Source organism: Candidatus Ancaeobacter aquaticus, from assembly GCA_030765405.1.
Taxonomy (GTDB): domain Bacteria; phylum Auribacterota; class Ancaeobacteria; order Ancaeobacterales; family Ancaeobacteraceae; genus Ancaeobacter; species Ancaeobacter aquaticus.
Genome location: JAVCCP010000071.1, coordinates 25446 through 49067, shown reverse-complemented (window position 1 = coordinate 49067; position 23622 = coordinate 25446). Strand labels below are relative to the sequence as shown.

The following is a 23622-nucleotide window of genomic DNA, read 5'->3' as shown; positions in this document are numbered from 1 at the left end:
CCATTTTTTACAAAAAGCAGTGTTTGTTCTCAGCTTATTATTTATGGTATGCTCACTGGTGCATGTATATGCACCAGTGGCTTTCGCCTATAGTGTGAGAGGTGACTATGCTTTAGTAAACTCAGATGACAAGAAAGTGCCGGAGAAAGTTGAAGTTATTGTTATAGATCCCGGCCATGGGGGAAGAGATCCCGGAGCAATTGGTATAAATGGAATAGAAGAAAAGCAGGTAAATCTTAGCATTGCACTACATTTAGAGAGGTATCTAAAAAGAAACGGTTTTAAAGTATTCCTGACACGTGACTCAGATAAGACCATTTCGTTAGAGGAACGTGCGCAGTTTGTAAACAAGATTGACGCAGATCTTTTTATTAGTATTCATACGAACGCTCACACGGATAAAAGCGCTCATGGGTATGAGACTTTTTATCTGTCTGATCCGCTGTATGATTCATTGGATCCTACGATGTTATTTAGTGAGGGCAACGGATATGTGAAATACGACTTATTTTCACAGGTAAATCATGAAATAGGGAGGTTATATTTAAAACTGTTAGATTCAGCTTCGAGTGAGTCGCGTTCATATAGTATTGGTTTGGCAGATTCCATTCATTCATCTTTAAAAACACATATTGCTTCACGTGATAGAGGGGTGAAAAGAGCGCGTTTTTTTGTTTTAAGAAAGACACAGATGCCCGCAGTGCTAATCGAAGTTGGTTTTATTTCCAATACACATGAAGAAACACAGCTTTCACAAGACACACATAGGGAGAAAATTGCCTGCGGTATTGCTCAAGGGGTCATTTTGTTTTGTAATGGCATTACGCATAAGAATGAATACATTGGTTATCATAAAAAACAAGAAATACAAGATGAAAAGAGGCAAAAGTGTTTGAAGCAATGATTGTAACAGAGTTTAATTCAGCACATAGGTTAAGAAATTATAATGGAAAATGTGAAAATTTACATGGTCATAACTGGAGAGTAGAAGTGCTGGTTTGCTCACCAGAACTTGATAGAAATGGGTTCGTTGTTGACTTTGTTAAGCTAAAAAAGATCACAAATACGTTTATTAAGAATCTTGACCATAAAGTGCTTAACGGAACACCATTTTTCAAAAAAATAAACCCATCGGCAGAAAATATCGCGCAGCTGATCTACAACAATGTGAAAAAGAAATTACCAAAAAGTTGCAGCATGAGTAGTGTTTCTGTCTGGGAGACAAATGCTAACTGTGCTACCTATAGAGAAGAATGAAAAAAGCAGTCGTATTATTATCCGGAGGTTTAGATTCCGCTACAACACTGTATGTTGCGCGGAAGAAAGGCTATGAGATATTTTGTCTTATCTTTGACTATGGACAAAGGCATAAGAAAGAGATGCAGAGTGCCCGCCAGCTTGCAAAAGCAAGTGGGGTTGAGCACAGTACGCTAAAAATTGCGCTTCCTTGGAAAGGGAGTGCTCTTCTAGATAAGGCTGTTCCATTACCTCGCAAGAGAAAGAATTGTGCGGACAATATACCTTCCACGTATGTTCCTTCTCGTAATACAATATTTCTGAGTTATGCTCTTTCATGTGCAGAATCGATAGAAGCGGAAGCAGTTTTTATTGGTGCCAATGCCGTGGACTATAGCGGGTATCCTGATTGCCGACCGGAATATTTCAGGGAGTTTCAGCATATTGTGCGTGTTGGAACAAAAGCGGGTGTTGAAGGACGAGGTATAAAAATTAATGTCCCTCTTTTACATAAAACAAAAGCCCAGATTATAAAGTGGGGAATGCGCCTAAAGGTTCCCTATGAACTTACCTGGTCCTGTTACGATGGGGGGAAGGTTCCCTGTTTAACCTGTGATTCTTGTGTGTTGAGAGCAAAAGGTTTTAAAGATGCCGGGGTCATTGATCCAGCAATCAAAATGTAGATAAAATATTAATTTCGAATTTCTAAACCCTAAATAATCTTAGAACTATAGGCTGTAAGCTTTAAGCTATAAGAAAAACTATAAATTTGAATATTTAAAAGGCATATTTGGATGGAAAAAGAAATAAAAGGAAAAATCGTTGAAATATTTCATTCCATACAGGGTGAAGGAAAATATGTAGGGCAAAGACATATATTTGTTCGTTTGGCTGGATGCAATATCGGTGCGTGTTCTTATTGTGATACAGATTATGCTGCCCAGTCAGAAATGACGGCCGAAGAAGTAGTAAAAAACATCTTATTGTTACGCAAAAAAGAAGATATTAGAACGATTAGTGTTACCGGTGGAGAACCTCTGGTTCAGGATGAGTTCTTAGAAAACGTGTTAAAACTATTAAGTTCAGAGGGCGTAAAGATACTCCTTGAAACAAATGGTACTATGCCAGAAGCTTTCGAAAGAATAAAAACATATGTTGATATTGTTTCTATAGATATTAAACTTCCAAGTTCGTGTAGCGGAAAAAGTTACTGGTCACAGCACACAGAATTTTTGCAGAGGGCCTCAGAGAAAGATCTCTATATAAAAGTTGTTGTGGGTAAAGAGACAGAAGGGAAAGAATTTTCTCGTGCCATTGATTGTGTGAGAAAAATTGATAAGGCAATCCCATTTTTTATTCAGCCGGAGAGTGATATAGATGGAAAATGTAGAATAACAGAAGAAAAGCTAGTCGATTTGTTTAAATTGGCGAATAAATCCCTTCTAGAAGTGAGGGTAATGCCGCAAATACATAAGATATTAAACGTACCATGAAAAATAGAAAACGTGATCTAAATTATAAGAGCAGGGAACACAAAATGAATAAACAAATTGGAATAACAACAACTGTGCCTATAGAAGTGGTCTACGCCGCCGGTTATCGTGCTTGTGATCTTAACAATGCGTTTGTTACTGATAGTGATCCGTCGAGGCATATTTTATATGCGGAGGAAAACGGTTTTCCTCGTAATATGTGTGCATGGATTAAAGGACTGTATGCAACGATAAAACAGCGTGATATTCGAGAGATAATTGCCGTTGTACAGGGAGATTGCAGTAATGCCATATCGTTGAGTGAACGAGTAGAGACCGAAGGAGTATCAATAATTCCTTTTTCATACCCGTATGATGGGGACAGCTACTTGCTTAAAAGAGAAATAGAGAAGCTGATGAAATATTTTAATGTTTCCTGGGAAGATGTAGCACAAACAAAGAGAAAACTTGATAGGATCAGATCAAAAGTAAAAAAAATAGATGAACTGACATGGCGTATTGGTAGTGTAAGCGGTTTTGAAAATCATATTTGGCAGATAAGCTGCAGTGACTTTAATGGTGATCCTGATACGTTCGAAAGAGAACTCGATGAGTTCTATAAAGTTGTTTCAAAGCGAACTGTTTCTGCTGAACCGATGGACAAGCTTATCAGAATCGGCGTTATCGGTGTGCCTCCTATAGTATCCGATCTCTATCAATACATTGAACAGTCCGGAGCAAAAGTAGTCTTTAATGAAATGCAGCGGCAATGTGCAATGCCTTATGTTGCAGCTGATGTTGTTCAACAGTATATGCTCTATACGTACCCATATGGTATAAAGAAGAAAATAGCGGATATTGAAGGTGAGATAAAAAAGAGAAACATTGATGGGATCATACATTATGTGCAGAGTTTTTGTCATCATCATGCAGAGCATGAAATATTTAAAAAAGAGCTTTCAGTTCCGATACTTGCTCTAGAGTGTGATAAACCGGGTAAACTTGATGGAAAAGAAAAATTAAGAATTGATACATTTACAAAATCATTATCTATAAAAAGGGGGAGTACTCACCTGCCGAAGAAAAGTGCCTCGAACATTTCTGGATCTATAACAAAGTCGGGAAAAATAAAAGAAAAGTTGACCTGCGGGGTTGATATTGGGAGTAGAAATACTAAAATAATCTATGTTCAGAATGAGAAGATTGCAAAGGAACAGATATTTGATACGGTAGATTTTTATAAATGTTTTGGAAAACATGGGGAAGATTCATTTTCTATCGATATGTCTTTGTTTCCTGAACGTCCCGGTAAAATCATTTCAACAGGGTATGGACGAGGCAATATTGGTGCCAGTGGTAAAAACTCTATCTCAGAGATTTATGCTCATATATATGGTGCCCGGTACTCAACTGGACATGAGTCGTTTATTTTAGTTGATATTGGCGGGCAGGATGTAAAGGTGGCATCGGTAAAAGAAGGGTTAGTAAAAGATTTTATTGTTAATGATAAGTGTGCTGCAGGAACAGGACGGTACCTTGAAAACATGAGTAAGATATTAGGTATTAGTATAGATGATTTAGGCATGCAATATGATTCGCCCGAGTATTTGAATGCGACATGTGCAGTATTTTCAGAAACCGAAGTAATCGGAAAAATTAATAGTGGCCTGTCAAAAGAAATCATAGCATCAAGTGTTAATTACAGTGCATTTTTAAGGATAAAATTGTATATACTCAAATTCTTGGATGGGGAAACTCCAGTGCTTTTTACTGGTGGTGGTGCGAGAAATATTGCAATACAACACTTTGCTCAAGAGGAATTGGGAGTGAGTATTGTCAAAATTGATCGCCCACAATTTGCAGGTGCTCTTGGGTGTGCGTGGTATGGAGCGAATGTAACATAACAAACAGTTGACTAATATCAAGAGATAGGCAAAAATTAACGGTGTAGAGCAAGTTATATTGCAATAGAAACTATGAGAACCGGTAGAATATATGGTAAGAAAAATACATGTTAAAGAGCTAACCCGTATTGTACAAGAACTGTGTCTTGATGCGAATATAAACGCCCCCAAAGATGTAATGATAGAGCTGAAAAAGAGTTTAAAAAAAGAGAAATCTGATTTGGCGGCATATTGCTTGCAGTCATTGGTAGATAATGCACGTATTGCCAAAGATAATAAACTTGCTTTGTGTCAGGACACAGGCATGGTAGTCGTTTTTCTTGAGATTGGGCAGGATGTTCATCTTGTGGGTGGCGATCTAAGTAAAGCGATCGATAAGGGTGTTAGGCAGGCGTACAAAACTGGTTATTTTAGAAATTCTGTTGTTGATCCATTAAGTAGAAAGAATACAGGCGATAACACACCGGCAATAATTCATACTACGATTGTTCCCGGCTCACGTATAAAGATCAGTGTATCTCCGAAAGGTTTTGGCAGTGAGAATATGAGTGCTATAAAGATGTTTAATCCAACCGCATCAATCGAAGATATAACATTGTTTATTGTTGAAACAGTAAAGGTTGGTGGTGCGCGACCATGTCCCCCTGTTATTGTGGGAGTGGGGATAGGGGGTACATTTGAAAAAGCAGCGTTACTATCAAAGCATGCGTTAATGGAGCCTATTAATAATAAAAAGAAGTCATTGCCAATTAGAAAAGTTGAAAATGTATTGTTAAAAAAGATAAATGCGTTAGGGATAGGCCCGCAAGGCGTTGGTGGGAAAACAACCGCACTTAAAGTAAATGTAATGACGCATCCTACGCATATTGCGGGATTACCTGTTGCGGTAAATATATGTTGTCATGCGCTCAGACATAAAGAAAAGATTATATAAAAATCATTGAGAGTTACATGCTGAAAAAAATGAATGAAACGAAAATACAAATGCCATTAACAGTAGGAAAAGTAAGATCATTAAAAGCAGGGCAGAAAGTGCTATTAAGCGGGGCACTGTATACTGCACGTGATCAAGCACATAAAAAAATATGTCATGCGCTGGCGCACAATAAAAGAGTGCCAATTGATTTATCGAGTGCCCTCATATATTATTGTGGGCCAACTCCCGCACGACCCGGTCGTGCTATAGGATCCTGTGGCCCAACAACAAGCGCGAGAATGGATGAATTCACTCCGGCCTTGTTGGCAAAGGGGCTCAAAGGTATGATAGGTAAAGGTGAGCGTTCTCAAGAGGTTGTTAAAGCGATACAAAAAAATAAAGCGGTATACTTTATAGCAGTAGGAGGAGCTGGTGCGTTACTCTCATGCTGCGTGAAAAAGGCTTCTATTGTCGCATACTCAGAACTTGGGACTGAAGCTGTACGGAAACTTGAAGTTGAGGATTTCCCCGTTATAGTAGCTATTGATTCACGTGGAAAAACTATTTTGAAAAGAGGGTAATATGTTTGCCGAAAGAATGAAAAAAATTGATTCCTCAGGGATACGAAAAGTCTTTGAGCTTGCAAAAAATATGAAAGATCCTATAAATCTTAGCATAGGCCAACCTGACTTTGATGTGCCTGATATACTCAAGAATGAAGCAGTGAAAGCTATTGAGAGTGGGTTTAACAAATACACGGTTACTCAGGGAATTGATCCACTGCGCAAAAACGTTGAAAAAGAATTAGACAAAAAAGGCATATTTTATGAGAGCTCATTAATCACCTCCGGTGTTTCAGGCGGTTTGCTTTTGGCCTTTATGGCGTTAATCGATCCGGGTGATGAAGTTATTATTGCTGATCCTTATTTTGTGATGTATACGCATCTGGTGAGCTTGATGGGAGGTGTCCCACGATATGTTGATACCTATCCGCATTTTCGCCTGTTGCGATCTGACATAGAAAAGAATATCACTAAGAAAACAAAGCTTATAATTATAAATAGCCCCTCGAATCCAACAGGAACAGTGTATACCAGGGAAGAACTGACCATGGTAGCAGATCTTGCCCGAGAACACGGGATTATTGTCTTATCTGATGAGATATACGATACCTTTACGTACGATGGTGATTATACTCATATGGGATCGCTTTATAATAATACAATTACCTTAAATGGTTTTTCAAAATCATATTCTATGACCGGATGGCGTATTGGATATGCAGCAGGCCCAAAAGATATTATTGCGGAAATGACAAAGTTACAGCAATATACCTTTGTGTGCGCTCCTTCATTTGCGCAAAAAGCTGCGGTTAACGCGTTTGATTTTTCTATGGAACCGTATATAGAGGACTATAAAAAGAAAAGAGATATTGTCTATAACGGTCTGAAAGATGCCTTTACCGTTGAAAAGCCTCATGGCGCGTTTTATATTTTTCCTGAAGCGCCTGATGGGAATGCTTCGCGATTTGTGGAACGAGCGATCGATAATAATGTTTTGATAATTCCCGGAAATGTATTCTCACAAAAAGATACACATTTTCGGATATCATATGCTGTAAATGATGAAACACTAAAGCGCGGAGTTGACCAGTTAAATGCGCTGAGAGAAAAAGTTGAAAGTGAAAAGTAAAACACCTATAATTGTATTAATGTAAAAGGTACATATACCGTAAGCCAAAGGAGATGTTTATGAGCTGTCCCAACTGTAGTACAGATATGAAAAGAACGGTAAAAGATACAGTGACCATTGATGAATGTCAAAGCTGTCAGGGTATATGGATCACTAAGGATCATTTGGATGAGCTGAAAGCAAAAGAAGATCGTTTTATTAGATGGCTTGATATCCCTTTATGGAAAGAAGATAAAGAGCATCAAATGGCTGTTTCAGAAAAGGGATGTCCTCAATGTGGAAAAAAGATGTATCAGGTGAATTATCGCGGGCATGAGGTAATACTTTTTCTGTGTATGGATTGTCAGGGAGTATGGCTTGAAAAAGGTGAATTAGAAAAGTTAATCGCGTATCTAGAAGATATTGTTACCGATGAATCGATAGAGGATTTTATAAAGGATCTGGGTAATGAAGCCGCACAATTACTTCAAGCCAAAAGTGATTTAGTTACTGAAGTAAAGGATGTTTCAACAATAATGAAACTCATAGAATATCGCATTTTTTCAAAGTTTCCTGTATTATCTCAGCTAGCGTCTCGTGTCCCGCTTATATGATCTGAATTCCCATTTTATTTTTGCTGCAGAAGTGTTAATGCATGCTTCTGCAGCCTCTGCGCCTTCCTTATTAGTCAATACGGGTTTTTAAAGAATTGTTTTATGATAGCTCCTCATCCGGGCGAGCTTTTATCTTTTTAATATCTTCAATCATAGAATAGATGCCGGGAATGATAAGAAGGGTAAGAAACGTTGATGTAATAAGACCCCCCATAACGGTGATAGCCAAAGGTGCCCACAGCGCGGAACTTCCGCCCCGACCGACGGCCATAGGAAAAAGCGCTATAACAGTAGATGCTGCAGTCATAATAATAGGCCGTAATCTGCTTTCTCCGGCAGATATGAGCGCTTTATACAGATTACACCCACTTGCCATAAGCTGATTGATCTTACTGATCAATATGATCGCATTACTTGCAACAATACCAGCAAGCATAATTGCCCCAACGAGTACTCCCATAGTGACCGGTTTTTGTGTCATAAGGAGTCCGGCGATAGCACCGATTAAAGCCAGCGGCACTGCCGTAAGAATAATAAATGGTTGAATATACGATTCAAATAATGAGGCAAGGATCATATAGATTAAGAGAACAGAAAGAAGGAAGACAACAAAGAGCTGTTTTTGATTTTCCTGCATTTTTGCGTAGTTACCGCCAAATTCCCAATAAAAATCCTTTGGGAACTCAAAGTCTTTAAGCTTTTCGCTTACTTTTTCCATTGCGGTACCGATGGTCATATTGGTAACTGTCGCGCTTACCTGTATCATTCTACTCTTGTTGTTGCGCCATATTTCACTTGGTCCAAGACCTGGTTCATACCGTGTTACCTGATCAACATAGAACATGTTTTTATTTTTGTTAAAAACGGCGAATCGTTGAATATCTTTTTTGTTCTTTCTGTACTTTTCATCGTCTCGTACAATAATTTCAATTTCGCGCCCTTCGGTGCGAAAGGCGGTTGCACGCAATCCTCGTATCTTGGCATGTATTTCTTCAGCAATATCTCGAGTGGTGAGTCCTGCGAGGGCCGCAGCATCTTTATCAACATAAAAGCGATATTCCGGACGACCTTCAGTGATTCTGATCTTTGTATCAACAAGTCCTTTGATATTGCCAGCTTCCTTTGATATCTTGATTGCCAGTTTCTTGAGTGTGTCATAACTATGGCCGTAAATATCTATAAGTATTTCTTTTCCTCCCGACTCTTGTCCCGCCGAGAAATAGATAAATGCATCTTGTGCTTTACCGAGTTTGGAGAGTTTTGGTCGAAGTCCTTCTACAATATCTGCCATCTGCTTCTGACGTTCTTTTTCCGGTTTAAGGTTTACATATACTTTTGAGGACCATCCTTCAACACGTGATTGCACGCTTTTGACATCAGGGTTTTTGCTGACTTCTTTTTCAACTTCTTTTACAACAATGTCAGACATTTCTAATCGTGCACCGTCAGGAAGTTCAACAAATATGGTAAACCTACTTTGTTCGGACCCACCGGAAAGTTCTTTTTTAAGTGATTGACTCCCGTAAAGTGAAACAATAAAAAGTGCAAATGCTGAAATGATTGCAATATAACGGTATCTGATAACTAAGACGAGAATTTTACGGTAATATTTGAAAAATATTTTGTGAAGTCCTTTTTTTTGAGCAGTGCCTGATGTGCTTTTTTTAAGTTCTTTCATTTTCGATCCAAGCAGGGGAACCATTGTAAGCGCGGTAAAAAGCGACGCGATAAGGGCATAGGTTACGGTAATAGCAAGTCCGCCATAGAGTATTTTAATTTGTTCTGAAACAAAGTTGAGCGGTAAGAATACGATAATTGTGGTAATGGTAGCCGCAAAAATTGACATCAATACTTCGTTAGAACCATCAATTGCAGCTTTTACCGGTTCGCCCCCTTTTTCTTTCAACTTAAAGATATTTTCGAGTACAACAATAGAGTTATCAAGCATCATACCAATGCCGAGCGCAAGTCCGCTTAATGTCATTACATTCAAAGTGATGCCCGTAAAATACATCAATGCGAAAGTGACCATCATTGAAATCGGTATTGCCATGACAATGATAAGTGCGGAAAAGATGTTCCTCAGAAATAAGAGGATAATAATGGTAGCAAGAACAAAACCGTAGACAAGTGCTTTTTTTACTTCACCGATAGCAAGGAGTATGAAATCTGCCTGGTTACTTACGGTAAGTATTCTGATATGTCTTGGAAGTGTCGGCTTTAAATTTTCCAAGACTTTATTTACACCGGCACCGACAGAAACAGTATTTGCCGCGCTTTCGCGTTGAACATAGAGTGATACAGTTCCTTTTGTGTTGATACGAGAATATCCCTGGGGCTCCATATAATCACGTTTTACTTTTGCAATATCTTTTAACCTGATAAGTGAACCTGATTTTGTTGATTTTATGGAGACTTGTTCAACCTCTTTAATATCAGAAAAAAGACCTGCTGTTCGGATCTTTGTTTCCATCCTGGTATCTTTTACGGAACCCGCTAAAAGAGATACGTTTTCGATGCCGATCTTATTGACTACTTCATTCATTGGGAGTTTATATGCTTTGAGGCGTTCTTCATCGACATCGACAATGATCTTTTCTTCACGGCCGCCGGCCAAGTCTACATTTGCAACGCCCGGTACACGAGAAATACGTTCTTTGATCTCTATCTCAACGATCTTTCGGATTTCTTCAACAGTATAACTTTTGTTTGTACTCGTGATCGCAAGGATCATGATAGGGACATCATTCTCTTCATATTTTGCAATGACGGGCTTCTCGATATCTTTGGGTAATTTGTTCTTGATCTTAGAAAACTTTTCACGCGCTTCAAGCGCAGCAAAATTCATGTCTGTTCCCGGCTGGAATTTGAGAGCTACGGTGCTTTTCCCTTTTTCTGAGGTTGAACTGAGGCTTTCAAGATTTGCTACGGTAGACAGTGCCTCTTCAACAAGGACCGTTATCAGGGATTCAACTTCAGTGGGAGGGATACCACCGCGCGCCTGAATAATAACGGAGATTGTTTTATAAGACATGTTGGGCATCAGCTCTACAGGAAGCCTTGTATAGCTGACAATACCAAAGAGTATAATGCCCGTAAACACCATGAGCATGGATACAGGGCGTTTAATTGAAAATTGCGGTAAATTCATAAAACTCGTTTATCGTTCACACCCATAAAATTAATAAGTAAATTTTTCTGAGTATTGTCCCCGTAGGGGATTGTTTATCGTTCATCGAAAAAGAATCACACTTTATTTTTTCTTTAATTTCGTAAATAATCTCTCGGTTACTAATATTATTGTTGGTATAACTAAGAGCGTAAGCGGAGTTGAGGCAAATACGCCACCAATAATAGCGCGAGCCATTGGGGCTCTTAATTCGCCACCGTCACCAAGTCCAAGCGCAAGCGGGATAAGCGCAACAAGTGTCGTCAAAGCGGTCATGATAATCGGGCGAAATCTCTTTCTGCCTGATTCAACAAGTGCCTCACGGAGTGTTTCACCTTCTTCTCTAAGCATGTTGAAATTCTCTATCAAAATGATGCCGTTATTGACCACAATACCACCAAGTATAATGATACCGAAAAAAGCCACGCCGGATAATGGGGTATTTGTCACATATAGCGCTACTGCAACACCGATGATCGATAGGGGAATTGAGAACATGATAATAAACGGTTGCCAGAGCGATTCAAATTGGCTTGCCATGATCATGTAGATCAAGAGTACTGATAATATGAGTGCAAATACAAGACTCTGTATCGATTTTTGAGTTGCTTCTCTATCACCGCCAATATCAATGGTGTAGTTTTCTTTTTCTGCTTTAGTCATAATAATGCTCTTCAGTGCTTTTTCAACTTCTTGTTCAACTTCAACACGTTTTCTTCCATAGATATTCGCGAGAACATTTATGGTTCGTCTCTGATTGAGTCGGATGACTTCGCTGGGTCCCATGCCGCTTTTGAGGGTACACACATCATTTAATGGGGCATCAAATCCTTGCTGTGTCTTAATATAAATAGATTTTTTCAATGTATCGATATTTTTTCTGTCTTCTTCTCTCATACGTACCATGATGTCGATTTCGCGTCCTCCTTCTTTGAGCCTTGTGGGGACAACACCCTTGACGGCATAGAGTGCGGTTTCTGCAACTGCTTTAACAGAAAGCCCGTATGAAGCGGCTTTATCTTTTCTTACCAATATTTTTGTCTCAGGTGCGGATTTTGGAACGGTGTCTTTAATATTGGTAAGTCCCGGTATTTTTTTAAGTGCTGCTTTTATTTCTCTAGTGAATTTTTCAAGGGTATCAAGTCTTGGTCCTTTGACATCAATAACGATATCTGCCCCACCGGCAAATGCAGAGCCTATTTCACTGTCTTGCACGATATAGTTTATGGTCGCTTCTTTCAAGTGCAGTTTGTCGATCTTTTCTCTGATCTGTTGCACAAAATCATTTGTCGATATTTTTAGACCTTCTTTCATGTTTAGCATGATCTGACCCTGATTGCTGCCGAGTGTTTCAAGGGATGCCCCGGCTTTTGTCGATTTTGTTGATCCTACCCTCACAGTGACATCTTTGATCTCAGGGGCTTCAAGTAATATCTTTTCGACTTTTTCAACAGCCGCATTTGTTACAGCGAGAACTGTGCCGGTCCTCATATCAACTTTAATGGAGAATTTACCTTCATCGACTTTTGGCATAGCGGTAAAATCAAGTTTTGACATAAGGAAGAGACTGGACATAAAAAGAACAAAAATTGCAAGAAGACTTGTAATAGGAAAGTTGAGAAAGATGTTGAGTGCTTTATCGTAAAGTTTTCTTGCAATAAGAATGATGCCAAACTCTGGTTTTTTTACAAATGGTCTGTTTCCCATGCTATACAGCCGGGGAACAATAGTTATAGCGATTGGTACCGATACAAGCAGGATAAATACAACGACCATTGATAATTGTTTGAACAGCTGACCGGCGATACCGATAACGAAGATCATAGGGAAGAACACGGCAGCATTTGAGAGTATCGAACTAATAACGAGTTTAGCCAGTTCCGATGTTCCTGAAATTGCTGCTTCTTTTTGTCCCATTCCTTCTTCCCTCTTGATAGACACATTTTCGATTAAAACGATACCGCTATCAATAATCATACCGACACCCATTGCTAGCCCTGCCAAGCTCATCATATTGATCGAGACCCCGGTAAAATGCATCAGCGAAAAAGTTGCCAGGATTGAAGTTGGGATAATAAAGATAACAATGAGCGAATTTACAAAACTCCTCAAAAACAGAAATAAGATGATAAAGGCAAGCAACCCGCCTTGCCACGCATTATCAAAAAGACCCCTTATAGAATTTTTAATAAAGATCGACTGGTCATAAACAATGTCTACATCCACTCCTTTAGGAAGCATGGGAAGGAGTTTTTTGAGCTCTTTACGTACCTTTTCTGCGGTTTTTATGGTGTTTGCTGCGGTTTGTTTTTGTATTGCAATAGAAATATTATTTTTACCGTTATAGCGGGAATAACTTTCAATTTCTTTGAAGTCATCCACTATGACTGACACGTCATTTAGTGTGATAATTCTTTTCTGGAATCCTCTGCGGTCTTTATCGCTTTTAATTTGAAGTTGGTCCCAGCCGCCGGTACTTCTTTCTTGGTCTCGTCTTCTTTGATCCTTCGCATCTTCAAGCGTAATCACTGTTTTACCAATATCAGAGACATGTTCGAATTCTCCCATTGTCCGGATAAGATATTCATAAAACTTTTCTTTTGTTGATCCGCCGGGATAGTTAAGATTTGAATCCTTTAGTGACTGGACAATTGAGAGAATATCGGCGCGACTCGCTTTTAACTGCGCCTGATTGATTTCAACGAATATTTGCCGTTCCCGACCACCACTTAAGCCTGCTGAAGCGACGCCTTTTACTTTTTCGAGCTTGTCCTTGAGTATTTTTTCCGATACTTTCAGGAGGTCTTCGGGTGAATAATTTCCGGTAACGCTCAATACCATCATTGGGCGCGCAAACGGATTAAATTTAAGTACAATCGGTTCGTTGGCATCACGGGGAAGACGCGACTTAACTAAATCGATCTTCTCACGCATGGCAAGTGAAGCAAAATCCAGTTTTGTCCCCCAGGTGAACTCAACAAGAACCATAGAGGTGCCTTCACGTGAAACCGAGCGAATATTTTTTACGCCCTTAACGGTACTGACCGCTTCTTCAATAACTTTAGTGACCAAGTTTTCCACTTCTTCGGGGGCAGCATTCGGGTAGTTTGTAACAACAGTAAGCTGTGGAAACGTGATCGGCGGATAAAGATCTTGAGGAATCATAGTGTAAGTAAGGAGTCCGAGAAGGAATAGGCCAAGATACGCCATCATGGTAGACACGGGCTTTTTTACAGCAAATTCTGCAAGGTTCATATATATCCCTTTTGTATTTTTTAAGTAATATTCTCAATGTATATTTACAATTAATATTTTAATATAATATGGCAAAAATATCAAATAAAAAAAGAAATGATAAAAGATGATAATATTGTTAGATTTTTGTTGACGTATAATTGTATTTATCCTACAATTCTTCTAGAAAATAAATATAGAAAACCAAACGGGAGGTGGGCATGTCTTTTTATAAGAAACTCTGTGTTTCTGCAGTGGCTGTTTTTGTGGCAATAGGATTTGTAACAGCGGGAAGTTTATATGCAGATGATGCATCAGCTGTAATATCATCGTATGATGGTAAAGTGTTGGTGAAAACCGTAGATTCAGATAAGTGGGTTGAAATAAAGAGAAGTGATGTTAAGTTGGGTAGCGGAGATAGCATTAAGACTGAAAACGGTACAGCAGATATAGTATATCCTGATGGATCGATATTAAAGATAAAAGATCATAGTGTGACAACAATAACAGATCTTAAAGATGAATCTTCGGGACAGGTAACGAGAAGAATTAAACTTTTTGTTGGTGACATGTGGGCAAAGATTACTCCGGGAACATCAACAAAGACAGAGTTTGTTACCCCAAGTGCAGTTGCAGCGGTAAAGGGAACAACAGTATCATTGTCAGTTCTTGCTGATGGTACGGTACAGATTTTAACTGAAGAAGGTTTAGTTCTCGTAGAGCTTGGTGCTGGTGATAGTCGTCCGAACGTCAGTCTTGGTGACGGTGATTCAATACAGGTAAGTGTTGATGCAAATGGTAACGTTAGCATTGAGGGTTTGTCAGGTGATGTAGATGTAGTAATGGCAAATGGTACAACAATTGCTATTAATCCGACAAATGCGGTAGAAACAGATGCAACTGGTTCGACTATTGCGGTAACAAAAGGTAGTGTTGTTGTTACTTCTTCAGGCAGATATAGTGAGACACATACATTTGAAGCGGGAATGACCGTAACAATTGACGATTCTGGGAGCATGAAAGCTGCGCTTCCATCACAGTTACCACCGGTTCGTAATGCAGCAGCGCAAGCTGCGCAGAACGCACAGAAAAAGACTGGTGGAGGAGATGCAAATCAACCAGATCCTAGTCAAACAAACAACAGTTTAAATTTTCTAAATAAAAAACAGATTCAGGAAATATTAGAAGATAGTCCATCAAATCCATAATTGATTTGATTAATAGAAAAACAAAAAAGCCCTGGGAATACAATCCCGGGGCTTTTTTTCGTGGTTCGTTATTAGTGAATCGTATCTCGTTTAAATACCAATAACCAAATACCAATTTCTCCCCAAGGGACTAAATCCCGGGAATTTTTCAAATTTCTCGGGGCAAATAATTACCAATAATCAAACATATGGTTTGGTATTTTAGTCATTGTGTATTGAAATTTGTTTGGTAATTGCTATTTGATTATTGGAGCTTAAAACATATAGCTTACAGCTTAAAGCTTACAGCTGAATAATAATATGTAGTTGGGGTCTAAATTAATATGGAATGCTACACAAAGTTCAGCACTTATCTTAAAAAAAAGTATGGTCAAAAAGTATATAAAATATCCATTGATGCCGGTTTCACCTGTCCAAACAGGGATGGCACCGTATCAACAGGTGGGTGTATCTACTGTGACGAAGGCGGTAATCGCGCTCCATATTGCTCTGAAAATAGCAGTGTATCAGAGCAGATAGAGAAGGGAATAGAGTTTCTCAGTAGGAGGTATGGGGTAGAGAAGTTTATTGCTTATTTTCAGGCATTTTCAAATACCTATGCCGATCCTGATAAATTAAACGAGGTTTATGGCACAGTTAATGAACATGAGGGTGTTGTAGGAATAGCGATCGGTACCAGACCAGATTGTGTGAGCGAACCTGTGTTAGATGTAATTGAGGGGTATACTGCGCAGTACGAAGTATGGATCGAGCTCGGCATCCAATCATTTAATGATAAGGCGCTTCGTGCAATTAATAGGGGACACGGTACTGATGAAATATACGATGCCATTAATCGCATTAAAAAGAGAAAAGGTATCAATATATGTGCGCATATTATTCTCGGGTTGCCGGGAGATACGCATGAAGATTATATATCTGCGGCAAAAAAGATATCAGAGTTAGGTTTAGAAGGAGTGAAGCTTCATCATTTACACATTGTTAAGGGCACAGTGTTGGAAGAAAAATATAAAAAGGGTGGAACACCCCTTTTTGAGGTGGATGAGTATGTAAGTTTAGTATGTGATTTTTTGGAACATTTAGATCCTTGTATAATTGTTCAGCGGGTGATGGGGGATGGGCCGAGCGGAAAACTTATTGCACCACTGTGGACAACGGAAAAAGCCCCGGTGTTACATAAGATTGATAAGGAATTCGAAAGAAGAAATACCTACCAGGGAATAAAGTTTAGCCGTAAGCTGTAAGTTATATGCTATAAGATAATATACTAAATATAGCGTTTAGCGGATAGCGTATTATTTTTAATTGGAGGCCCCATTGGGAGTACACCTAGAGAAATTCACTTATTGATTTCTTTGGTACGATTCACGAATCACGAGATATGAACAACGATTTAGTCTGTAGTCTCTGGTCTTACGTCCGTAGTCTGTGGTATGCTGTCAGATGTTTGAGGTACGGTGTCTGTAGTCTCTGGTCTGACGTCTGAGGTCTGTTGACTGAGGTCAGTAGTCTGTGAAAGTGGTTCTTTTATTTCGATATTTAATTCTTTATCAATAGAGCTCAAGTCATCATCATAGCGGAGCTCGTGTCTTAACGGTTTTTGAACACCCTCGATAGGTAATGTTTCTTGCACCTCTTTTTCAGCTTTATCTCTTTTTGGTGAGAACCGCACGGAAACAACCTTAGAAACACCCATCTGTTCCATAGTAATTCCGTACATGATGTCCGCAGAACTAATAGTTTTCTTGTTATGTGTAATAACGATAAATTGTGATTCTTTAGCAAAGTCTTTTAAGACGTCGGTGAATCTGCCGATATTTGATTCATCAAGCGGTGCGTCAATTTCATCCAAGACGCAAAACGGACTTGGTTTTACCTTGAATATTGCAAATAACAGGGAGACTGCAGTAAGCGCTTTCTCTCCACCGGAAAGAAGAGAAATATTTTGCAGTTTCTTTCCCGGAGGCCGCGCAATGATCTCTATACCTGTCTCAAGTATGTCCGATTCATCTCCCAATATGAGATCTGCTTTACCGCCGCCAAAGAGGTGTACGAACATTTCCTGAAAATTAGTTCTTACCTGGGTAAAGGTATCGATAAAAAGCTTACGAGTTGTAGAGTTGATTTTTGAGATAACTTTCATTAATGTTTCTTTTGCTTTGACCAGATCCTCATGCTGTTTGACCATGAATGCGTGTCGTTTTTCTAATTCTTCATTTTCCTCAATAGCGGCAAGGTTCACCGGTCCGATTTTTTCGAGAATAGCTTTCAGTTCTTCAATCCGCTCTTCGACTGCAGTCCAATCAGTATTTTCTTCAAGAGAGAGAGAGACCTCATCAAGAGCAATGTGGTAATCTTTTCTGACATGTTCAATCATTGCTGAGAGGTGCATTTTTGTTTCAGATATTTTAATCTCATGCTGCATACGTTTTTCGCTGTATGATGTTAAAAGAGATCTAAGCTCTTTTTGTTCTTCTTCAATTTCGGATAGTTCATTAATAAACGAACGTTTTTTTATTTTTGTTTCTTCAAGATATTTTTCTATGCCTTCTTTTTTTACCGTTAAGGATGACAGTTTATTTTTTGCCGCCTCAATGGAATGTGTAAATTCAATCTGTTTCTCGTTATAGCTTGCACAGTCCTGTGTGCGACTGGTGAGTAATGCATTTTTTGAAGCAAGGTCTTCAATAATTCTACCCAGCCCAGCCTGTGTGTTAAATTCTTTTTCTTCAGAAGATGCCAGATCAATTTTGTATCGAGTCATTTCTTCGGCGAGTTCATCTTTTTCCCGGTTGATCTCTGTAAGTGTTGCTTCGATATCTGAAAGGTTTACTTTTAGTGTGACGTTTGCCTGTTCTTTTTCGTTTAAAAGGGTATTGAGCTTTTCAATCTCCTGGGTCACTTTTTCGTCTTCAGAGAATAGTTCTTTTATTTCTGAAACAATGACAGTGTGATGATCCTGTAAACGCTCTTTTTGTGAACGGACTTTATCAAAATCATTCTTTTTTGTGCCGAGAAGCACTTCGCTTTCTCTGAGTTTTTCACGTTGGACTGTTATGTCGTCTACAATCTTTTTAAGTTCGAGTTCTTCTTTATCTTTTAGGGCTGAGTTGTTTTCTATATCATTTTCAAGTGTTTGAATCGTCTTGATGAGAGATTCGATATCATTATCACGTTTGAGTATTTCGAGCTCTTCTTTCGGTATGCTCCCGCCGCGTACAATACCATTTTTGTCAATCATTTCACCGGTAAGCGTAACGATATTGCAATTAAAGTTCTCATGCTTAATGAGTTTAAGTGCAGAATCGAATGTGTCAACGACAAGAGTGTCCTTAAAGAGAAACTCAATGATGTCTTTAAAGGTTGTTTTACACTGGATAAAGTCTGCAACGAATCCTTTTACGGATGGATTGTGTAAAAGGTGCTCGAAAGTATCTTTTTTGGTTTCAGTGTTAATGCGATATTTAAAGTCGATAAAGGGAATAAATGATGCTCGTCCGCTTCCATGTTCTTTTAAATACGAAATATGATCCTTAATAGAGTCTATATCATCGGTCAGAATGTCTTGCATGTCTTGAGAAAGGGCAAGCTGCACAGGAAGCTCGTACCCAGGCTTAATCTCGATAAAGTCTGCTATGGGGCCTATGATACCGTTTGCTGTTCCCTGTGTACATGTTTCAAGTATTGAGCGCACTCCTGTATCATAACCTTCGAATCGTTCTTTAAGTTCGTTAAGCAGTTTTAGATCTGCACGTTTTTCGGATAATTGCTCTTTCAAGTGTTGAATTTTTTCGGTGTGCTGTTTTACGTCTTCAGAAATAGTGTTTTGAGTGTGTGTTAAAGCATGTATAGATTCTCGGAGTGAACGAGTAGAAATTTCTTCTTCGTCTATAGTTGTCTTAAGTGCTGTGAATTCTGCGTCTATTGATTCGCACTGATCGATAATTTCATTTTTTTCAACATGTAGTTTCTCTTTACGAAGTGATACATTCTTTTTTTCCATTTGAAAGTTTGAGAATTCATTGCGCGTTCTTGTTTCAACGGAGAGCATCTCAAACGATTCTTCTTTATTCTTCGCTAATTCCATTTCCTTCTCTTTGATGCGTGTACTATAAGCATGGATCTGCTCATGCTTTTCTTTAATAATTGTTTTGAGTGCTACATTTGATTCTTTAATACGCGTATATTCTTCTTCTGATCCTTTTTGTTGTGCTTCAAACTGACCAAGATTTTCTTTGAGTGCCTCAATTTCTTTAAGCGCATTTTCTTCAAGAAGCTTTAGGTCTCGCACGCGTTCCTCATGTAACGTTATTTCGCTTTCAGTCTGGTTTATTGCTTCTGAAGTTGACAAGCGATCGTTTTCAAAAGACATGATCGACTGTTCTAAAACATCGAGATCTTGTCGAACCTTGTCTGATGCTTCTTCGAGCTCTCTAATACGGCTCGTATGTTGCGATTCATTTTCTTTAATCAGAGTTATTTGTTTAGCCGTTTCGTCGGCAGCTGCTTTGAGCTCAAAGTATTTATAATAATTATAATGAATATCGAGTTCTTTAAGTTCATCGTACACAGATTTATATTCATGAGCTTTTTTCGCATATCGATTAATGGAATTGATTTGCCGTTTCACTTCTTTAATGATGTCGTTAAGGCGGATAAGGTTCTCTTCGGTATGTTCGATTTTTCGTAATGCTTCACGTTTTCTGCTTTTATATTTTGTGATTCCTGCGGCTTCTTCGAAAATATGTCGGCGTTCTTCAGGTTTTGTTGAAAGTATTTGTCCGATCTTCCCTTGCTCAATAATTGAGTATGCTTGTTTTCCAACACCGGTACCCATGAAGAGCTCGTTAATGTCTTTTAATCGGCATGGGGTCTTATTTATGAAGTATTCACCTTCACCTGAACGGTAAATACGGCGCGTTACCGTTATTTCATTATATCCGAGAGGGAGGTCCTTATCACAATCAGCAAGTGTAATGGAAGCTTCAGCCATACTGAGGGGTTTTTTATCGTCGGCACCGTTAAAAATAACATCTTCCATGCGGGCGCCGCGGAGAAGCTTAGCGCTTTGCTCGCCAATAACCCATCTGATCGCATCAGAGATATTGCTCTTACCGCAGCCATTAGGGCCAACAATAACAGCGATACCGGGTTCGAAATCAAGGACGGTTTTTCCAAGAAAGGATTTAAAGCCAGCTATTTCAATTCGCTTAAAGTACATTGTTATATAGTCGTTATTTTACGGGTTAGCTTAAAAGTCACGAATAAATTTTCTTTTGAAAGATAGTAGTACTATATATTGTGCCTGTCAAGAAAAAATAAAGAGAAAAAACACTATACAGTGATATGCAACGAACCACTTACACAGACTACAGACCCTAAAGAAAATCCTAAACTCTAAACAAATAATAAATTCAAAATCTGAAAATAAATTTATCCACATACATGTAAATTCCTTGTCAATCTTATTAACCTATGTGTGCGAATAAAAAGAATGTATAGATAAAAATATATAACAAATATTTTTTATCTGATCGTTAATGAATGTAGATGTGTAGTGCGTAAGAACGTAATATTTAAGAAATAGTACCGCTATGGTTTAAATGAATTATTTTTAAATAAAAAAATATTGACAAATTTTCTGAGTAATGTAAGATATTCCCAAATTAATTTGTATTAGGATAATTGTATCTATAAAGAAAGACAAAAGACTTCCAATATTTGAAAGGAGGAGATGAATGAATCTGAGGGAACTGGGAAAAGTCAGGTTTGTCGTATTGTCATTCATGGTCGCATCAGTAACTGTGTTCAGTTTGTCACTTAATGGTATGACAGCAGACTATGATATTGAAGGCTATGAGGTAGAAGAAATTTATGGTACTGAAGCTTCATCAGCGGAAGACAAGGCAGATGCTGAAGCTGCTGCAGAAGAGTATGCATCTGATATTGTAGCAGAAAGAGACGCAGCAAAAGGTGAAGCGCTTATTATAGAAGAACAAATTATTGTTGAAGTTGAAAAAGAAAAACCTGAAATGGTTCCTATTGCAGCCGCTCCGGTTGTTGTTGAAGATCAGACGGATGTAGTGCGATTATTAAATGAAGGTAAAAAATATTATCGTGATGGCGATTATGACATGGCGATATCTTCATGGAACAACGTACTTGAAAGTGATCCTGCAAATAAAAAAGCATTAAGATATATAGAAAGAGCAGAAGCAAAGAAAGCTCCGCAGATGATATCTGATGAGATTGCAGTTGAAATGCCAAAAGCCGTTTCTCCTGGCATTATGGAAATCCCAGGACTGATGGTTGCTGCACCGATGACACCAGAAATTAAGGCTGAGGTGATAACAGCTCCTCTTGCTCCTCAGGCAAAGGCTGATTATACAATGCTTACAATAAAGGATTGTGTTACGATAGCACTTGCAAATCATAAGCCGATGCGTGTGGCTCTTGAAGAAGTCCTTCTTGCTAAGATGAAAGTATCTCAGGCAAAAAGAGGTCTCTTCCCAAGCGCAAGCTTAAAAGAAGAAGAGATCGAAGGTTCTGTTCCTGGAGGTCAAAATTTCCGTGGTCGAGAATTCGCAGTTGAATTACAACAGCCGATATATCAAGGTGGACGACTCATTAATACGGTGCGTCAGTCAAAGATCAGCTTGGCTGTTTCAGTGAAAAATTATGATAAAGTTAAAGACGATTTTACATTTGAAGTTGAGCAGGCATACTTCCAAATGGCAAATGCGAAAGCAAATCTTAAAAGCCATGAAACAATGCATGTTACTGCAAAAGGTGACTTAGATGCGATCGTAAACCAGAAGAAGATTGGTACTGCGAGGGATGTTGACGTTTTAAATATCCAGTCACAGCATGATGACGTTTCTTTTAAAGAGAGAAGCGCTCAGCACGACTTAGAACTTGCAAAAATGACATTAGCACATCTTCTTAATATTGATTCTGAAACAGTATTCGATATTGCTCCGGTACAGAGACTGACCAAGAGCGAATATGAATCATTTGTAATTAATTTAGATGATTGCTTGAAACTTGCATATAACAACCGCTCAGATTTCTATATCAAAGAACTTATGGTGCAGTTCTATAAATATGGTGTTGAAATTTCAAAGAGTAAGGGGCGTTTAAAAGTTGACCTTACTGGTGCATATGGACTCAAAAGGGAAGCAAATTATGGAACAAAGCTTGATATGTTAAAAGAATATTTTATCGGGCTTAAAGCCAGTCTTCCTATTGGGCCGCACACGTTAGAGGAATCATTCATTAATCAGGACAAAGCTCCATCAGCTGGTCAGACAACCTCTAACCGTTTTGAAAGTATTACCACAACTTTAAGACTTTTTGATAATTTTGCAACAATGAGTGTAGTGCAAGCTCAAATTGCGTATCATAAAGCTCTTGAAGCAATGTATAAAGCAAAGAAATCTATCGATTTTGAGGTTAAGAAATCATATTTTGATTATCAAAAAGCAAAACTTAATCTTGATGGGTTTTTGGGAAAAGTGAGACTTGGTGATGAAGAAGTAAAGATTGCTAAATCACAGTACGATCTCAACCAAGCAAAATTAGCGGATGTTTTACGTTCAAAAATTCGCTCAAATGGTCACAAGACTGGTTTTAATAGAGCATCAATGAACTATTTCATCTCGATTTGTAAGATCAATAAAGCAGTTGGTGTAACAGGATATTTTGATCCATTATCAGGTAAGATAGAAGAGTCACTTATCGATCAAAATATTTCGAGAAGAAAACTTGTACGATCTAAAAATAATATCAGCAATTATGCTGCGGAACTTTCTAGAGCAGAAAAAATCGTTCAGTCTGTTAAACCTGACGAAAAATGGTGGGATATCTGGGAAAAAGACGGTACAACCCAGGCAACACTCAAAGATCGTTGGTGGGAAACATGGGAAAAAGACACAAAGACTGGCATTGTCAAGCCAAAGAATATGTGGTGGATGCCGTGGGCAAAAGGCAAAGCTACAGCTCCACGCGCTACACAGAAAAAATGGTGGCAGGTGTGGAAGTTCGATTCTGTCAGCCATAGATCGCTCAGTAACTCACCATTCAAGAGTGCAGCTGATCAGAAGCCGTTTCAACCTAATGCAGAAGATCTTGTTACCCGCGATATGGTAAAGCAGTTGTTCCAAGGTGGTTCACGTTAGTTTGTAATGTAGATAATTGTG

The 23622-nt window shown here is 38.6% G+C and carries 15 protein-coding genes; 12 read left to right on the top strand and 3 right to left on the bottom strand.

Translation table 11 applies throughout. The features are described from left to right. Positions 1-58: 58 nt before the first annotated feature. The 9 genes from P9M13_09535 to P9M13_09495 all read left to right on the top strand — a co-directional run bounded on the left by P9M13_09535 (position 59) and on the right by P9M13_09495 (position 7813). A complete protein-coding gene (locus P9M13_09535) occupies positions 59-904 on the top strand; it encodes an N-acetylmuramoyl-L-alanine amidase (protein ID MDP8263523.1) in 846 nt (281 codons plus the stop codon). Further along, a complete protein-coding gene (gene queD, locus P9M13_09530) occupies positions 889-1257 on the top strand; it encodes a 6-carboxytetrahydropterin synthase QueD (GenBank protein ID MDP8263522.1) in 369 nt (122 codons plus the stop codon). Before P9M13_09535 ends, queD begins: the two co-directional genes overlap by 16 nt. Beyond that, a complete protein-coding gene (gene queC, locus P9M13_09525) occupies positions 1254-1919 on the top strand; it encodes a 7-cyano-7-deazaguanine synthase QueC (GenBank protein MDP8263521.1) in 666 nt (221 codons plus the stop codon). Before queD ends, queC begins: the two co-directional genes overlap by 4 nt. Before the next feature lie 111 nt (positions 1920-2030). Next, positions 2031-2729 (top strand): 7-carboxy-7-deazaguanine synthase QueE, encoded by a 699-nt coding sequence (locus P9M13_09520; GenBank protein ID MDP8263520.1) that lies wholly within the window; start codon positions 2031-2033, stop codon positions 2727-2729. A 44-nt stretch (positions 2730-2773) separates the two neighbouring features. Then, a complete protein-coding gene (locus tag P9M13_09515) occupies positions 2774-4612 on the top strand; it encodes an acyl-CoA dehydratase activase (GenBank protein ID MDP8263519.1) in 1839 nt (612 codons plus the stop codon). Positions 4613-4703: 91 nt separating this feature from the next. Continuing rightward, a complete protein-coding gene (locus P9M13_09510; protein ID MDP8263518.1) occupies positions 4704-5546 on the top strand; it encodes a fumarate hydratase in 843 nt (280 codons plus the stop codon). Positions 5547-5563: 17 nt separating this feature from the next. Beyond that, positions 5564-6109 carry a Fe-S-containing hydro-lyase gene (locus tag P9M13_09505; GenBank protein ID MDP8263517.1) on the top strand — a complete coding sequence of 182 codons (546 nt, stop codon included), beginning with the start codon at positions 5564-5566 and terminating at the stop codon, positions 6107-6109. A 1-nt stretch (position 6110) separates the two neighbouring features. Then, positions 6111-7220, top strand: coding sequence for a pyridoxal phosphate-dependent aminotransferase (locus tag P9M13_09500; protein MDP8263516.1), 1110 nt, complete (start codon positions 6111-6113; stop codon positions 7218-7220). Positions 7221-7279: 59 nt separating this feature from the next. Then, positions 7280-7813, top strand: a complete 534-nt coding sequence (locus tag P9M13_09495; GenBank protein ID MDP8263515.1) for a zf-TFIIB domain-containing protein — start codon at positions 7280-7282, stop codon at positions 7811-7813. A gap of 100 nt (positions 7814-7913) precedes the next feature. Here the strand turns inward: P9M13_09495 and P9M13_09490 are convergent, their stop codons facing one another. Together P9M13_09490 and P9M13_09485 are read right to left on the bottom strand one after the other, a co-directional pair. Then, positions 7914-10964 carry an efflux RND transporter permease subunit gene (locus P9M13_09490; protein MDP8263514.1) on the bottom strand — a complete coding sequence of 1017 codons (3051 nt, stop codon included), beginning with the start codon at positions 10962-10964 and terminating at the stop codon, positions 7914-7916. A gap of 102 nt (positions 10965-11066) precedes the next feature. Then, positions 11067-14237, bottom strand: a complete 3171-nt coding sequence (locus tag P9M13_09485) for an efflux RND transporter permease subunit (GenBank protein MDP8263513.1) — start codon at positions 14235-14237, stop codon at positions 11067-11069. A 200-nt stretch (positions 14238-14437) separates the two neighbouring features. Between P9M13_09485 and P9M13_09480 the strand changes: the two genes are divergently transcribed. Together P9M13_09480 and P9M13_09475 are read left to right on the top strand one after the other, a co-directional pair. Beyond that, entirely contained in the window at positions 14438-15424 is a 987-nt protein-coding gene (locus tag P9M13_09480) for a FecR domain-containing protein (GenBank protein MDP8263512.1), read from the top strand. A 323-nt stretch (positions 15425-15747) separates the two neighbouring features. Continuing rightward, positions 15748-16668 carry a TIGR01212 family radical SAM protein gene (locus P9M13_09475; protein MDP8263511.1) on the top strand — a complete coding sequence of 307 codons (921 nt, stop codon included), beginning with the start codon at positions 15748-15750 and terminating at the stop codon, positions 16666-16668. Between the two features lie 149 nt (positions 16669-16817). Here the strand turns inward: P9M13_09475 and smc are convergent, their stop codons facing one another. Next, positions 16818-20645 (bottom strand): chromosome segregation protein SMC, encoded by a 3828-nt coding sequence (gene smc, locus P9M13_09470; protein MDP8263510.1) that lies wholly within the window; start codon positions 20643-20645, stop codon positions 16818-16820. 517 nt (positions 20646-21162) lie between these two features. Here smc and P9M13_09465 point away from each other — a divergent pair. Continuing rightward, complete coding sequence (locus P9M13_09465) at positions 21163-23601, top strand: TolC family protein (GenBank protein ID MDP8263509.1); 2439 nt, start codon at positions 21163-21165, stop codon at positions 23599-23601. Positions 23602-23622 lie beyond the last annotated feature (21 nt).